This window comes from Streptomyces flaveus, from assembly GCF_014647675.1.
Classification (GTDB): Bacteria; Actinomycetota; Actinomycetes; order Streptomycetales; family Streptomycetaceae; genus Streptomyces; species Streptomyces flaveus.
The window spans coordinates 65,262-79,298 of the sequence record NZ_BMPQ01000028.1 but is presented as its reverse complement, the minus strand read 5'-3'; the positions used below and the strand labels follow the sequence as shown (position 1 = coordinate 79,298).

The window sequence follows — 14,037 nt, the reverse complement described above, 5'->3', positions numbered from 1 at the left end:
CCTCTTCGCAGACGGCAACCGGCTTTGGCGGGATCATGATGGCCCGGTGGCAGTCGTGACGGAAGGGGCTACGCGTCGGTTACGGCACAACCGTCACAGGCCATCGCCCGGCCTTCACAAGGCGTACGGCCACCGAGCCGATGAAGCGGTGCCCCGCCTGCTCGGACGCTCCCACCACGACGGCGTCCGCCTTGAGTTGGTCCGCCGCGGTGACCAGACCGTTGTACGCGTCGCCGCGAAAGGTGTGGAACTCCCAGCGGACCTCGAATATGTCCTTGACCTGCTCGGTCGCTTCGTGCATGTCCCGGACGAGCCCTCGGGCGATCTCATCGGTCGTGTCGGCGACCGGAACCCCGGCCGCGGTGCCCGCCGCCAGCACCGGCTGGACGTACACCACGGCGAGCAGCGCCCGCTGCCGCCGGGCGAGACCGGCGGCGTAGGCCACGGCGCGCAGCGAGGAGTCGGAGCCGTCCACACCGGCCACGATGACCTTCGGCCCGTCCGTGCCCCGCTCGAAGCCCTGTGATTGCCCTGGTGAGTGCTGTTCCGTCACGGCGCCGAGGCTATCGGAACGCGCAGGCCCTGCCGCGGGCGGGGAACCGGCCGGGTGCACGCGCTGACGGTGCGTGAGGCGTGCTGCCGTTTGCGCCTGTGTGTCGCGCCGAGCTGGTCCCAACGGGTGTTTTCGTGCGGCCGGACCGGTGTCGGTGCGCGTGTCAGGGCCTAGGCCGGGTGACTCATTAATCATGAAAAAGGATCAAATGCTCTCCCGGCGCAGGGCGTTGCTCATCGGCGCCGCCGTCCTGGGAGCGGCTGGAGCGGCCGGTACGGCACGCCTCCTCGCCGCCGATCCGGCCCAGCCACCGGGCCGACCCTCCGCGAACCCCGCCGGCGGCGCCCCGCAGGGCCGCGCCCAGCGGGCCTCCGCCTACCGGCTCCAGCCCATCGCCGGATACGGCCCCGTGCCCAGCGCGCCGGGGCGGACCCTCGTACGGCACGAACCGTTCCTGCGTATCGCGGGACGCGGCCCCAGCATGGTGCTGACCTTCGACGACGGCCCCGACCCCCGCTACACCCCCCACGTCCTGCGCACCCTCAAGGTCCACGACGTCCGCGCGATGTTCTTCGTGTGCGGCTCGATGGTCGTCGAGAATAAGGACATGCTCCGGGAGATGGCCGACGAGGGACACATCGTCGGCAACCACACCTGGTCCCACCCGCTGCTGACCCGGTTGACCCGGTCCGCGATCCGCTCCGAGATGGAACGCACCAGCGAGATCATCGAGAAGGCGTACGGGGAATGGCCGGGCTGGTTCCGCGCACCGTACGGGGCCTGGAACCGGGCCGTCTTCGAGCTCGGCGCCGAACTCGGCATGGAACCGCTCGCCTGGACCGTCGACACCCTCGACTGGCAGTCACCCGGTGCCCGCACCATCGAGCGCCGGGTCATGAAGGGAGCGGCCCCGGGTGTTGTGATCCTCGCGCACGACGCGGGCGGCGACCGTTCGCAGAGCGTCCGCGCGTTGCGCGACTATCTGCCGCGACTGCTGGACTCGGGCTATCACATCACCGTGCCCCGGCGGCAGTTCACGTAGACCGACGAGAAGACGAGAATCCGCCGGCTCAACGGGGAGCCGGCGGAATTCCACGGGACTTTACGAGACTTTCGCCCGCCCGGCCGGGGAACGCTCAGCGAACCTCGATCAGGCGGGAGAAAACGACGACGTTCCCGTCGTAGCCGTTCTGCTGGGAGAAACCGCCTCCGCAGGTGATGACGCGCAATTCGGGAACTCCGGTGTCGCCGTAGACACGGTCGCCGGGGAAGTTGTTCTTCTCGAACACCTCGATGCCGTAGATCTCGAATACGGCGAGCTTCCCGTCCTTGCGCATGACCTCCACGCGCTGTCCCTTTTGGAGGGACCCGAGACCGTAGAAGACGGCGGGGCCCTGCTTGTTGTCCACATGCCCGACCACGACGGCCGTGCCCTTTTCGCCGGGCGAGACCGCGCCGGTGAACCAGCCCGCGAGATTCGGGTCCTCCGGCGGGGGCGCGTCCACCCAGCCCGCCATGTCGAGCCCCACCGGCATGACGGGGGCGTCGACCTGGATCGCGGGGATGCTGATGCGGTCGACCTCGGAGAACGGCAGCGGAGCCGGTCCGCTCGGGCGGACCTTCGCGGGCGCGCTGCTCTCCGCGGCTGCGGCAGTCGCGGGCTGCGGAGGACCCACGTCGAACTCTCCCGAACCATTGCGAATAAGTGCGAGACCGGTCAGCAGAACAAGCGCCAGTACGCCCCAGGGAGCACGCTTCCTCTGCCACTCCTCCTCTTCGGCCAGCTCGGACGCAGACATTCGCAAACCCCTCTCGACATGGCCGTCGCCACGTCACTCGCGCGTACGAGAAAGCTAAGTCCAAGGCTCTCGGCAGGCGACGGGAGACGCGCGAACGGGTGGCCGTTCCGAAGGCCGTGCGCCATCCGAGTCGCCGCGTAAGAGAAATTTCTGACGGCCCGTGACCTGCGGCAATATCCGATTACGTGCCATTCTCGCGGCGTGTCCACTCACCAGGACGGAGCATTCTCGAAATGCGGCCCCGCGCACGGCATCTGAGGGTCTGTATGGGAGGCGTTCTCTCGCCGATCGACCCGGGGACGGTTCCCGGGGCGCCTTCCGCGGAGGATCACATGCGTATCACTCGTGCCCTGGCGGTCTCTGCGACAGCTGTCCTCGCCCTCGGTCTCGCTGCCCCCTCGGCCGCGGCCCGGGATGGCTTTGACCACCCGAGCAACATCGTCGCCACACCCAGCGCCATCGCCCCGGGTGGGCAATTGACGGTCACAGTCGACGGGTGCCCCAGGGGTGGCCACATGACGTCGGACGCGTTCCCGCGGACGGAACTCAGGCCGATCCACCACGGCAGCGGCACGTCCAAGGGGGTTGCGACCATCCACCGGACCGCCAGGCCCGGTGCCCACCACATCACGGTCGACTGCGACGGAAAGACGCTCACCAAGGACAACGCGTTCACCGTCATTGGTGGCACCCAGGGCGGTCTCGGCGGCAGCATCACCAGCGGTGCCACGCCGACCGACATGGCGATCGGCGGCGGACTGATGGGCCTCGCGTTCGTCGGCAGTGCGGTGTTCTGGATGCGCCGCCGCTCCGAGATCAGGGCCTGACGAAGCAAGGCCTGACGACTTCCAGCCCTTCGCCCCGGACCACACGGTCCGGGGCGAAGGGCTGGAAGGTGACGGGCTGGAAGGTGAGCCGTCAGTTGTGCTCGTCGGCGGTGCGGCGGTTCGACCAGTGGTACGCCGCACCGACCGAGCCCGCGACGAGTGCGAGGCCGAGGCCGATGTCGCCCAGGTCGAAGTCGGCGAAGGTGCCGCCGACACCGGCGTTGACGCCCTTGTGGGCGTACATGTGCGACTGACCCGGCTGCTGCCCGGCCTCGATGGTGAGGTCCTTGTGGCCGTACTCCTCCCCGCACTGGAAGGTCACCGGTTCCCCGGCGCCGGGCTCGGCAGCCCAGCCGACGACGGCCTCGGCCGAGTGCTCCCCCTTGGGGATCACCACCGGGTCGAAGACACCCGAGGACACCTCGACCTCGGTCTCGCAGCCCCAGACGGACAGCGTGACGCGGTCACCCGCGGCGGCGGTCGTCGGGGAGACATCGAAACCGAACGAGTTCCCGCGGTCGCCGCCATCCACGGCGAAGGCCGCCGGAGTGGCCAGGGTCAGGGCGCCGACGCCCAGCAGTGCGGCTGAAGCGAGGTGTACCGCGCGCATGGTGAATCCTCCTGGTCCCGAGGAGCAGCCGCGGACCTTTTCCGCTTGCGTCGTACATGCACCTCGATGGTCGAAACGCTAAAAAGGTCCGGAACCGGGTGCGATCGCAGGAGTCCGAATGGGCCAGCGGCTGCCCTCGCGACGCGCCCAGGGGGCGAGAACAAGCCATTTCGGGGATGCCGAGGCACAGCCGAGTCACATACGCCGCATGTTTCACAGGCGTTGCTCAAAGAATTTTGCGAGCCGCTTGAACGCTCCCGGCGCTCTCACCCGTACCTAGGGCCATACGCGGCGCAGTGGTGCGCCGCAACATCTGAGTGATTAGCGGGGAGTTACCCAAAATGAAGACCTCCTGGCGGAGCGCCTCCCTCGTAGCGGCCGCTGCGGCCCTGGCGCTGACGACTGCGTGCGGCTCGGACACCCCCCAGTCCACGGGAAGCCAGAACGTAGGGGCGGCACCCGCCGCCAACGGGGTGGGCAATGACTACGGGGCCGGCACGAGCACGCCCACTCCAGGTGCGGGACAGGCCGGTGCCGGTGCGCAGGCGCAGACCGCCGGCCAGCTTGCCGTGTCGAAGAACAAGGCCCTCGGCGAAGTGGTCACGGACGGCGCCGGTATGACGCTCTACCGCTTCGACAAGGACACCGCCTCACCGCCGAAGACGAACTGCGAAGGCGACTGCGCCACGGCCTGGCCCCCGGTCCCGGCCTCGGACGCCACCGCTGCGGCGGGCATGGACAAGACGCTGCTCGGTGAGGTCACCCGTGCCGACGGTACGAAGCAGCTGACTCTCGACGGCTGGCCGCTCTACCGGTACGCGAAGGACACGAAGGCCGGTGACACCAAGGGCCAGGGTGTGCAAGGCACTTGGTACGCATCGGCGCCCGACGGCAAGAAGGCGGCGGCGGACGCCGCAGAGGCCGGAGCCGGCGAAGACGCCGGTGAGGACGCTGGGGCGGAGGCCGCCGACCGGCCCGGCCTTTCGACCCGACAGGACCCTGAGCTGGGCGAGGTCGTCGTCGACAAGAACGGTATGACGGTCTACCGCTTCGAGAAGGACGTCCCGTGGCCGATGAAGTCGAACTGCGTCGGTGAGTGCCTGGAGAAGTGGCCGACCGTCGACCCGGTCGACGCCGCCGACACCAAGGGCATCGAGAACAAGGTCGAGGGCCGTCGCGGCTACGTCGTCCTGAACCGTCCGGACGGACTCAAGCAGCAGAGCATCGACTGCTGGCCGATGTACACCTTCGCGGGCGACAAGAAGCCCGGCGACATCAACGGCCAGGGCGTGGGCGGCACTTGGTACGCCATGGCCCCCGACGGCAGCGCGATCAAGAAGTAGGCAGCACCGCGCACGACAGACCACGCACGCGACAGACCACGCAGCACTCAAGGTACGGAAGGGAGGAGTCGACAGGAGGCAGACAACTGACACGCCCCAGATAAGGGGTCGAGCCGCACAACCCCCGGTCCACCCCCTCCGCACCGCACGGAGGGGGTTGGCCGTTTTTCACCGCTCTCAGGGCTTCGGGGCGATTTCGTACGACGTCAATTGCGCATGTGCCTCCGGCAGTGACCGGGAACGGATGGTCAATTTCCGTTTCTGCTCGCCCCGTTGGCAGGCGATCAGTAGCCTCAGCTCGAACACCGGATCGCCTACGGTTGGAGAGATAGATGGAGCGTCCCGCCTGGGCCCCACGTGGCATCGACATCTCGGTGCCCAGCGTGAGCCGCATCTACGACTACTACCTGGGCGGATCGCACAACTTCGACATCGACCGGGAAGCAGCCCGCAAGGCGATGGAGTTCATGCCGGGCCTTCCGAAGATCATGCAGGCGAACCGCGCTTTCCTGCGCCGGGCCGTCCGTTTCGCTGCGGACGAGGGCATCACCCAGTTCCTGGACATCGGCTCAGGCATCCCCACCTTCGGCAACGTCCACGAGGTCGCCCAGAGCGCCAGTCCCGAAGCGCGCGTTCTGTACGTCGACAACGACCCGGTCGCCGTCGCGCACAGCGAGGCCGTCCTGGAGGGCAACGAGGGCGCGGACGTCGTCGCCGCCGATCTTCGCAAGCCCCAGGAGATCCTGGCGAGTTCTCAGTTTGAGCGCCTGATCGACCAGAATCGGCCAGTGGCGCTTCTCCTCGTTGCCATACTTCACTTCGTGGAGGACGAGGACGGCCCGTACGAGGCGGTGGCCCAGCTGCGCGACGCGCTTGCGCCGGGCAGCCTGCTCGTCGTCACGCACGCCTCCTATGAGGGCATCCCGCTTCCCCCAGAGCGGGCCGAAGGTGCCGTCGACGTCTACAAGGACATTCGCAATCCGCTGATCATGCGCTCGCGCGACGAGATCGCGCGGTTCTTCGAGGGGTACGACATGGTGGAACCCGGACTGGTGCCGATGCCGGAATGGCGGCCCGACACGGCACTCGAGGACGAGGATCCGTATGCCTATTCCGGGTTCGCCGGCGTGGGGCGCACGGCGTGACCGCGGAGCCGGACGGGCCGGAAGACAGACTCCGCAGATTCGCGACGATCTGGAGCCGGGCGGTCTTCCCGCACACGGCGACATCGCTGACCCGCCCCGAGCTCGAGCGGGAACTGCTGCCGCTCGCCCGGCGGTTGAGCGAGGCGCTGCGGGCCAGGACGTTCGACGCGGCTGAGGGCCGGGCGGTCGGCGCCGCGCTGATCGACGCCCACTGCACAGAGCCGGAGGCGCTCAGCCGCGCACTCGACTGCGTGGACGCCTACCTGGTGCTCTACTGCGGCGGGGACGGACCCCGGGAGGACCTGCGCAGCCGTTCGGCGCGGTTGCAGCACGCCATGGCCGCCGGGTTCGCCGAGGCGCTGCGGGAGCGGACGCTGGCCGAACAGGAAGCCATCGCGCGAGCGGCCCTCCAGGCTCAGGGGGTGGTCGCTCAGGCGCTGCACGCGACCGAGGCGCGGCTCCGCGCGGTGTTCGAGGGCGCGGCCATCGGAATCGGCATCGCGGACCTCGACGGCAACGTCCTGCAGGTGAACAAGGCCCTGCTGCGGATGTTCGGCGGCACCGAGGAATCGGTGCGCGGCCGTAAGGTGGTCGACTGGACGCACCCCGACGACGCTCCTCAAGTCTGGCGTCTGTACGAGGAGCTGGTGCGCGGCGAGCGCGAGCACTACCACGTGGAGAAGGCCTTCTACCGACCTGACGGAACGGTTCTGTGGACCAATCTGACGGTCTCCCTGCTGCGTGACGCCGACGGCCGGCCCCAGTACCAGCTCGCCCTCATGGAGGACACCACCGAACGCCGGCTGCTCAATCTGCGGCTGCGGTACGAGGCGACCCATGACGCCCTCACCGGACTGCCCAACCGCACGCTGTTCTTCGAGCGGCTCGAGAAGGCGCTGTCCGCGGGCGAGGGCATGCGCTTCGGGCTCTGCTATCTCGACATCGACGGCTTCAAGACCATCAACGACAGCCTCGGGCACGCCGCCGGTGACCGGCTGCTCGTCGAGGTCGCCGACCGGCTGCAGTCCTGCGCGACCGCGCCCGGCGAGATGGTCGCCCGGCTCGGCGGCGACGAGTTCGTGGCGCTGACCACCGGGCCCGACACCGAGACAGAGGTCGACGCGCTCGCCGACCGCATCATGAACGCCCTCGTCACCCCGGTCCGTATCGACGGCCGGGAACTGACCGTCCGCGGCAGTATCGGCATCGTCGAGGGCCCGGCCGGCGAACGCGGCCCCGCGGAGGTGCTGCGCAGCGCCGACATCACGATGTACCGCGCCAAGTCGGCGGGCGGCAACCGCTACGAGCTCGCCGACCCCGAGGCCGACGCCCGCGCCATCACCCGCCACGGATTGACCACGGCACTGCCCGCGGCTCTGGATCGCGGCGAGTTCTTCATCGAGTACCAGCCGCTCGTGCACCTCGGCGACGACAGCGTACGAGGCGCCGAGGCCCTCGTCCGCTGGCTGCACCCCCAGCACGGCGTGCTCGGCCCCGACCGGTTCATCCCGCTCGCCGAGCACACCGGCCTCATCGTCCCGCTCGGCCGCTGGGTGCTGGAACAGTCGGTCCGCCAGGCCCGCGACTGGCAGGAACGTCACGGCGAACAGGCGGGCCCGTTCCGTATCAACGTGAACCTCTCGCCGTGCCAGCTGACCCACCCCGGCCTGGTCGCGGACACGGTCGACATCCTGGAGCGCGCCGGCCTCGAACCGAACTCCCTCTGCCTGGAAGTCACCGAGTCCGCCCTGATCGGCGCCGACGACGACCTCCTCAAGCCGCTGCGCCGCCTGGCCGAGATGGGCGTGGACATCGCCCTCGACGACTTCGGCACCGGCTACTCCAACCTCGCCAACCTGCGCCGCCTCCCGGTCAGCATCCTCAAGCTCGACCGCTCCTTCACCCGGAGCATGCAGCAGTTCCCGGCGGACCCGGTCGACCTGAAGATTGTTGACGGCATCGTCTCCCTCGCCCACAGCCTCGACCTCACGGTCACGGTAGAGGGCGTGGAAACGGGCGCCCAGGCAGAACAACTGAAGATCCTGGGCTGTGACACGGCCCAGGGCTGGTACTACGCCCGCCCCGGCCCACCGGACAGACTCCACGAACTGGCGTTGGTGGACGCGACAGGCTGACGGTTCCGTGAAACCGCGCGGTTCCCGGTGCGCCCCTTTAGGGGCGCGGGGCTGTATCGATTTGCGGCTCCGCCGCGCGGGCGCGACCAGCCCCGACGGACCCGCAGTCCGCAACGGCGCATCCCGTGCTACGGCGCACCCGGAGGCGCCACGACCAGCGAAGGGTCACCTCTCAAGCAACATCCGCTGAAGCTCCCGAGCCGCCCGAGGCGGAGCCACATCGCTGCGGTGGGCAAGGGCGATGGTGCGGTGCAGGCCGGGGCGGGCGAGCGGAGTCACCCGCAACCCCCGCCCCGCCCGAGTAGCCACCATCCGCGGCACCACAGCAACCCCGAGCCCCGCCCGCACAAAGCCCAGCACCGCATCCATCTCCCCACCCTCCACCGCGAAGTCCGGCTCAAACCCAGCGGAGCGACACGCGGCGACGGTCAGTTCCCGCAGGTCGTACCCGTGCCGGAACATGACCAGTCGCTCACCCTCCAGGTCGGGAATCCGCACCGTACGACCCCGCCCCGGCGTGGGTGCGTCCGGCGACGACACCACCACCAGGTCCTCCCGCAGCACCTCGACCGTGGTCAGCGCGGGTGACGGCGAAGGCAGCGGCAGCACCACGAGGGCGAGATCGAGCGCACCGCGAGCGAGCTCCCGTACGAGATCGTGCGAACCTCCCTCCTCGATCAGCAGCCGGATGCCGGGGTACCGGTCGTGGAAGGCGCGCAGCACGTCGGGCAGCAGCCCCGTGCACACGCTCGGGGTCGCACCGAGACGGACCCGCCCGCTACGCAGCTGAACAAGTTCCCCCACCTCGTGCCGGGCCGTCTCCGCGTCGGCCAGGATGCGACGGGCCAGCGGCAGCAGCGCCTCGCCGGCGTCCGTGAGCGTGATGTTGCCGCGTGCGCGCAGGAACAGATCCGCCCCCAACTCCCGTTCCAGCGCCTTGATCTGCTGGGAGAGGGAGGGTTGCGCGACATGGACGAGGTCCGCGGCCCTGGTGAAGTGCCGGGTCTCGGCGACGGCCACGAAGTACTGGAGCTGCTGGAACTGCATTCCGCCACCATAGGCCTTGGCTATCGAAACCAGCCATTCCATGTCTTGGACCGATCGGGGCCTCTGGCCCTAGCGTGCGTCCCATGGCGCTGCTAACGCGGACGGACCGAAAACCGTCCATGACCCGCACGATGTGGGACTCCTCCGTCGGCAAGAAGACGGTCATGGCCGTGAGCGGTCTGATCATGCTGGCGTACCTGGTCGTCCATATGCTGGGCAACCTGAAGATCTTCTTCGGATCCGACGAGTTCAACGAGTACGCACACGCCCTGCGTACCCTCGGCGAACCCTTCCTGCACTACGAATGGGCGCTGTGGATCATCCGCGTCGTCCTGGTCGCCGCCGTCGTCGCGCACGCCGTCTCCGCGTACCAGCTGAGCCGCCGCGACATCAAGGCGCGGCCCACCAAGTACGTGCACAAGAAGCCGCGGGCCAGCTACGCGACACGGACGATGCGCTGGGGCGGGATCATCCTCGGCCTGTTCATCGTCTGGCACATCCTCGACCTGACGACCGGCACCGTGCACCCGGGCGGCTTCGAGGCCGGACACCCGTACCAGAACGTGATCGACACCTTCTCCACCTGGTACGGCAACGTCGTCTACATCGTCGCGGTGCTCGCGCTCGGCCTGCACATCCGGCACGGCTTCTGGAGCGCGGCGCAGACCCTCGGGGTCGGCAGCCGCACCCGCGACCGTGCCTTCAAGACCATCGCCAACGTGCTCGCGCTGGTGCTGACGGTGGGCTTCGTCTCCGTACCCGTGGGCGTGATGACCGGAGTGGTGAGCTGACATGACCGCTGAGTACGCCGACTACGCGACCGGGGAGCCGGTCGCCGACACCAAGGCCCCGTCCGGACCCGTCAACGAGCGCTGGGACACCCGCCGTTTCGAGGCCAAGCTGGTCAACCCCGCCAACCGCCGCAAGCACACGGTGATCGTTGTCGGCACCGGCCTCGCCGGCGGCTCCGCAGGGGCCACGCTCGCCGAACAGGGCTACCACGTCGTGCAGTTCTGCTACCAGGACTCGCCGCGCCGCGCCCACTCGATCGCCGCGCAGGGCGGCATCAATGCCGCGAAGAACTACCGCAACGACGGCGACTCGATCCACCGGCTGTTCTACGACACCGTCAAGGGCGGCGACTTCAGGGCCCGCGAGTCCAACGTCCACCGCCTGGCGCAGATCTCTGTCGAGATCATCGACCAGTGCGTGGCCCAGGGCGTGCCTTTCGCCCGCGAGTACGGCGGCCTCCTCGACACCCGGTCCTTCGGCGGCGTACAGGTCTCCCGGACCTTCTACGCCCGCGGGCAGACGGGCCAGCAGCTGCTGCTCGGCGCGTACCAGGCGCTGTCCCGGCAGATCGCCGTCGGCAACATCGAGATGCATCCGCGTACCGAGATGCTGGACCTGATCGTGGTCGACGGCCGGGCGCGCGGGATCGTGGCCCGCGATCTGATCACGGGCCGTATCGACACATACTTCGCGGACGCCGTCGTCCTGGCGAGCGGCGGCTACGGCAACGTCTTCTACCTCTCGACGAACGCCATGAACTCCAACGCCACCGCCATCTGGCGGGCGCACCGGCGCGGCGCGTACTTCGCGAACCCCTGCTTCACGCAGATCCACCCGACGTGCATTCCGCGCACCGGCGAACACCAGTCGAAGCTCACGCTGATGAGCGAGTCGTTGCGCAACGACGGCCGGATCTGGGTGCCGAAGGCGAAGGGCGACCAGCGGCCCGCGAACGAGATCCCCGAGGACGAGCGCGACTACTACCTGGAGCGCATCTACCCGTCCTTCGGCAATCTCGTGCCCCGTGACATCGCTTCCCGGGCCGCCAAGAACGTCTGCGACGAGGGCAGGGGAGTGGGCCCCGGCGGGCAGGGCGTGTATCTGGACTTCGCCGACGCGATCAAGCGCATGGGCCGCAAGGCCGTCGAGGCCAAGTACGGCAACCTCTTCGACATGTACCAGCGGATCACCGACGAGGATCCGTACGAGGTGCCGATGCGCATCTATCCCGCCGTCCACTACACGATGGGCGGGCTGTGGGTCGACTACGACCTCCAGACCACCATCCCCGGCCTGTTCGCGATCGGTGAGGCCAACTTCTCGGACCACGGGGCGAACCGGCTCGGCGCCTCGGCGCTGATGCAGGGGCTGGCCGACGGCTATTTCGTACTGCCGTCGACGATCAACGACTACCTCGCCCGCAATCCGCACCATGAGAAGGTCACGGCCGAACACCCCGTCGTCCAGGAGGTGCTGGCCGAGACCGAGGACCGCCTCAGCCTGCTCCTCGCCGTCGACGGCGACCGCACCCCCGACTCCTTCCACCGTGAACTCGGCGAACTCATGTGGGAGTTCTGCGGAATGGCGCGTACGGAGACGGGGCTGCGCAAGGCCCTGGAGCGTATCCCGCAGATCCGCGAGGAGTTCTGGCGGCGCATCAAGGTCCCCGGCACCGGCGAGGAGTTCAACCAGTCGCTGGAGAAGGCGAACCGCGTCGTCGACTACCTGGAACTCGCCGAGCTGATGTGCCTCGACGCGCTGCACCGCGGCGAGTCCTGCGGCGGCCACTTCCGGGAGGAGTCCCAGACCCCGGATGGTGAGGCGGAGCGCCGGGATGAGGAGTTCTCGTACGCGGCGGCCTGGGAGTTCACCGAGACCGGCCAAGCACCCGTCCTGCACAAGGAAGACCTCGTCTTCGAGTACGTTCACCCCACTCAGCGGAGCTACGCATGAAGCTCACCCTGCGCGTCTGGCGGCAGCGGAACGCCGACGCCGACGGAGCGATGTCCACGTACGAAGTGGACGACATCTCGCCCGACATGTCCTTCCTGGAGATGCTCGACACCCTCAACGAGGAGCTCATCCTGGGCGGCGAGGACCCCGTCGCCTTCGACCACGACTGCCGTGAGGGCATCTGCGGCGCCTGCTCGCTCGTCATCAACGGCGACGCGCACGGTCCGGAGCGTACGACCACCTGTCAGCTGCACATGCGGTCCTTCAAGGACGGCGACACGATCGACATCGAGCCGTGGCGGGCCTCCGCCTTTCCGGTGGTCAAGGACCTGGTGGTCGACCGGTCGGCGTTCGACCGGATCATCCAGGCAGGCGGCTACATCACCGCGCCGACCGGCGCCGCGCCCGAGGCCCACGCCACGCCCGTACCGAAGCCGGACGCGGACTTCGCGTTCGAGCACGCCGAGTGCATCGGCTGCGGGGCCTGCGTGGCAGCCTGCCCCAACGGGGCCGCGATGCTGTTCACCTCGGCCAAGATCAACCACCTGAACGTCCTGCCGCAGGGCGCTCCCGAGCGCGAGACCCGAGTGCTCGACATGGTGGCGCAGATGGACGAGGAGGGCTTCGGCGGCTGCACGCTCACCGGCGAATGCGCGACGGCCTGCCCGAAGGGCATTCCGCTGGTCTCCATCACCGGCATGAACAAGGAGTGGCTGCGCGCGACCCGTAAGTCGGGCAAGCGTTAGCCGTACGTCGTTCGCCGTCAAGGTGCGGACGGGCGGGGCCGGGAGTGGTGCTCTCCGGCCCCGCCAAGCTTTGTCAGGGCCGCCGCACCCGGGCATTCAACAAGCCCACATCCCACCTCTCTGCGTAGGTTACGCGCTGGTCAGCCGGCGTCGGGAGAACAGGAACGAGCACGCCGTACCCAACCGGCCTGCTCACCTTCCGCTCCGCTCACCTCCCGCCGCACACCGGCCAACGTCCCCAGGAGAGAGCCAGCCATGACCGGCGTAACCACGCTCGACAGCCCGCCGCAGGCGACCGCACCCACCCGCTACACCGTCACCCTGGCCCGCGATGAGACGGACGTGCTGGCCGCGCAGCGCCTACGCCACGACGTCTTCGCGGGAGAGATGGGAGCCCTGCTGACCACCCCGCAGCCGGGCCTCGACATCGACGCCTTCGACGCCTACTGCGACCACCTCCTCGTCCGCGACACGGTGAGCGGGCAGGTCGTCGGCACCTACCGACTGCTGCCGCCGGAGCGCGCCGCGGTCGCCGGACGGCTGTACTCGGAGAGCGAGTTCGACCTCGGGCCGCTCGCCGGGATCCGCTCCGGGCTCGTCGAGGTCGGCCGCTCCTGCGTCCACCCCGACCACCGGGACGGCGCCGTCATCGGTCTCATCTGGGCCGGTATCGCGCGCTACATGGTCGAAGGCGGCCACGAATGGCTCGCCGGCTGCTGCTCCATCCCCCTGGCCGACGGCGGCACGCTCGCCGCGGGCACCTGGGACCGAGTACAGGAGAAGTACCTGGCGCCCGAGGAGTACCGCGTACGCCCGCTGCTGCCCTGGAACCCCGAGGGCATCCAGCGCCCGGCCCGCACCGAACTCCCCGCACTCCTGCGCGGCTACCTCCGCCTCGGCGCCTGGGTCTGCGCGGAACCCGCCCACGACCCCGACTTCGGCGTGGCCGACCTGTACGTGCTGCTGCCGATGCACCGCGTCAACTCCCGCTACCTGCGGCACTTCTTGTCGCTCGTGCCGGCCTGATGAACGCCTCCCGCATGAATGTGACGGGAGCGTTCCGCATCGGCGTGCTGCTCCGTCCGCG

General features: G+C 69.0%; 13 protein-coding genes. 9 read left to right on the top strand and 4 right to left on the bottom strand.

The genetic code is table 11. The features are described from left to right. Positions 1 to 79 precede the first annotated feature (79 nt). Positions 80 to 553 (bottom strand): universal stress protein, encoded by a 474-nt coding sequence (locus tag IEZ21_RS36635; protein WP_033319092.1) that lies wholly within the window; start codon positions 551 to 553, stop codon positions 80 to 82. Positions 554 to 746: 193 nt separating this feature from the next. Here IEZ21_RS36635 and IEZ21_RS36630 point away from each other — a divergent pair, with 193 nt between their 5' ends. Then, on the top strand, positions 747 to 1,595 hold the full coding sequence (locus IEZ21_RS36630; RefSeq protein WP_189326143.1) for a polysaccharide deacetylase family protein: 849 nt from the start codon (positions 747 to 749) through the stop codon (positions 1,593 to 1,595). Positions 1,596 to 1,689: 94 nt separating this feature from the next. Here IEZ21_RS36630 and IEZ21_RS36625 read toward each other — a convergent pair whose 3' ends face one another. After that, positions 1,690 to 2,352: a class F sortase gene (locus tag IEZ21_RS36625; protein ID WP_033319090.1), complete on the bottom strand. Its 663-nt coding sequence runs from the start codon at positions 2,350 to 2,352 to the stop codon at positions 1,690 to 1,692. Between the two features lie 332 nt (positions 2,353 to 2,684). On the opposite strand from IEZ21_RS36625, the gene IEZ21_RS36620 reads away from it, so the two are divergent. Continuing rightward, entirely contained in the window at positions 2,685 to 3,179 is a 495-nt protein-coding gene (locus IEZ21_RS36620; protein ID WP_189326142.1) for a hypothetical protein, read from the top strand. A gap of 91 nt (positions 3,180 to 3,270) precedes the next feature. Here the strand turns inward: IEZ21_RS36620 and IEZ21_RS36615 are convergent, their stop codons facing one another. Continuing rightward, positions 3,271 to 3,789 (bottom strand): hypothetical protein, encoded by a 519-nt coding sequence (locus tag IEZ21_RS36615; protein ID WP_189326141.1) that lies wholly within the window; start codon positions 3,787 to 3,789, stop codon positions 3,271 to 3,273. Between the two features lie 341 nt (positions 3,790 to 4,130). Here IEZ21_RS36615 and IEZ21_RS36610 point away from each other — a divergent pair, with 341 nt between their 5' ends. The 3 genes from IEZ21_RS36610 to IEZ21_RS36600 all read left to right on the top strand — a co-directional run bounded on the left by IEZ21_RS36610 (position 4,131) and on the right by IEZ21_RS36600 (position 8,412). Then, positions 4,131 to 5,132 (top strand): SCO0930 family lipoprotein, encoded by a 1,002-nt coding sequence (locus IEZ21_RS36610; RefSeq protein WP_189326140.1) that lies wholly within the window; start codon positions 4,131 to 4,133, stop codon positions 5,130 to 5,132. A 332-nt stretch (positions 5,133 to 5,464) separates the two neighbouring features. Continuing rightward, entirely contained in the window at positions 5,465 to 6,277 is an 813-nt protein-coding gene (locus tag IEZ21_RS36605) for an SAM-dependent methyltransferase (protein WP_189326139.1), read from the top strand. Continuing rightward, on the top strand, positions 6,274 to 8,412 hold the full coding sequence (locus IEZ21_RS36600) for a putative bifunctional diguanylate cyclase/phosphodiesterase (protein WP_189326138.1): 2,139 nt from the start codon (positions 6,274 to 6,276) through the stop codon (positions 8,410 to 8,412). The genes IEZ21_RS36605 and IEZ21_RS36600 overlap by 4 nt, the downstream gene beginning before the upstream one ends. A 165-nt stretch (positions 8,413 to 8,577) precedes the next feature. Here the strand turns inward: IEZ21_RS36600 and IEZ21_RS36595 are convergent, their stop codons facing one another. Continuing rightward, the gene (locus IEZ21_RS36595; RefSeq protein ID WP_189326137.1) at positions 8,578 to 9,459 is read right to left on the bottom strand and encodes a LysR family transcriptional regulator; all 882 of its coding nucleotides are present in this window, start codon (positions 9,457 to 9,459) and stop codon (positions 8,578 to 8,580) included. Between the two features lie 83 nt (positions 9,460 to 9,542). On the opposite strand from IEZ21_RS36595, the gene IEZ21_RS36590 reads away from it, so the two are divergent. From IEZ21_RS36590 to IEZ21_RS36575, 4 genes are all read left to right on the top strand, one after another. Further along, a complete protein-coding gene (locus IEZ21_RS36590) occupies positions 9,543 to 10,250 on the top strand; it encodes a succinate dehydrogenase (protein ID WP_189326136.1) in 708 nt (235 codons plus the stop codon). A gap of 1 nt (position 10,251) precedes the next feature. Further along, positions 10,252 to 12,204, top strand: a complete 1,953-nt coding sequence (locus IEZ21_RS36585; RefSeq protein ID WP_189326135.1) for a fumarate reductase/succinate dehydrogenase flavoprotein subunit — start codon at positions 10,252 to 10,254, stop codon at positions 12,202 to 12,204. Further along, the gene (locus IEZ21_RS36580; RefSeq protein WP_189326134.1) at positions 12,201 to 12,950 is read left to right on the top strand and encodes a succinate dehydrogenase/fumarate reductase iron-sulfur subunit; all 750 of its coding nucleotides are present in this window, start codon (positions 12,201 to 12,203) and stop codon (positions 12,948 to 12,950) included. The genes IEZ21_RS36585 and IEZ21_RS36580 overlap by 4 nt, the downstream gene beginning before the upstream one ends. Positions 12,951 to 13,205: 255 nt before the next feature. Next, on the top strand, positions 13,206 to 13,976 hold the full coding sequence (locus IEZ21_RS36575; protein WP_189326133.1) for a GNAT family N-acetyltransferase: 771 nt from the start codon (positions 13,206 to 13,208) through the stop codon (positions 13,974 to 13,976). The last annotated feature ends 61 nt before the right edge of the window (positions 13,977 to 14,037 follow it).

Excerpts from the sequence above, each read along its gene's own strand:
- IEZ21_RS36615 (WP_189326141.1), bottom strand. The coding sequence starts at position 3,789 with ATGCGCGCGGTACACCTCGCTTCAGCCGCACTGCTGGGCGTCGGCGCC.
- IEZ21_RS36575 (WP_189326133.1), top strand. The coding sequence starts at position 13,206 with ATGACCGGCGTAACCACGCTCGACAGCCCGCCGCAGGCGACCGCACCC.
- IEZ21_RS36620 (WP_189326142.1), top strand. The coding sequence starts at position 2,685 with ATGCGTATCACTCGTGCCCTGGCGGTCTCTGCGACAGCTGTCCTCGCC.
- IEZ21_RS36595 (WP_189326137.1), bottom strand. The coding sequence starts at position 9,459 with ATGCAGTTCCAGCAGCTCCAGTACTTCGTGGCCGTCGCCGAGACCCGG.
- IEZ21_RS36590 (WP_189326136.1), top strand. The coding sequence starts at position 9,543 with ATGGCGCTGCTAACGCGGACGGACCGAAAACCGTCCATGACCCGCACG.
- IEZ21_RS36580 (WP_189326134.1), top strand. The coding sequence starts at position 12,201 with ATGAAGCTCACCCTGCGCGTCTGGCGGCAGCGGAACGCCGACGCCGAC.
- IEZ21_RS36610 (WP_189326140.1), top strand. The coding sequence starts at position 4,131 with ATGAAGACCTCCTGGCGGAGCGCCTCCCTCGTAGCGGCCGCTGCGGCC.
- IEZ21_RS36585 (WP_189326135.1), top strand. The coding sequence starts at position 10,252 with ATGACCGCTGAGTACGCCGACTACGCGACCGGGGAGCCGGTCGCCGAC.
- IEZ21_RS36605 (WP_189326139.1), top strand. The coding sequence starts at position 5,465 with ATGGAGCGTCCCGCCTGGGCCCCACGTGGCATCGACATCTCGGTGCCC.
- IEZ21_RS36630 (WP_189326143.1), top strand. The coding sequence starts at position 747 with ATGAAAAAGGATCAAATGCTCTCCCGGCGCAGGGCGTTGCTCATCGGC.
- IEZ21_RS36625 (WP_033319090.1), bottom strand. The coding sequence starts at position 2,352 with ATGTCTGCGTCCGAGCTGGCCGAAGAGGAGGAGTGGCAGAGGAAGCGT.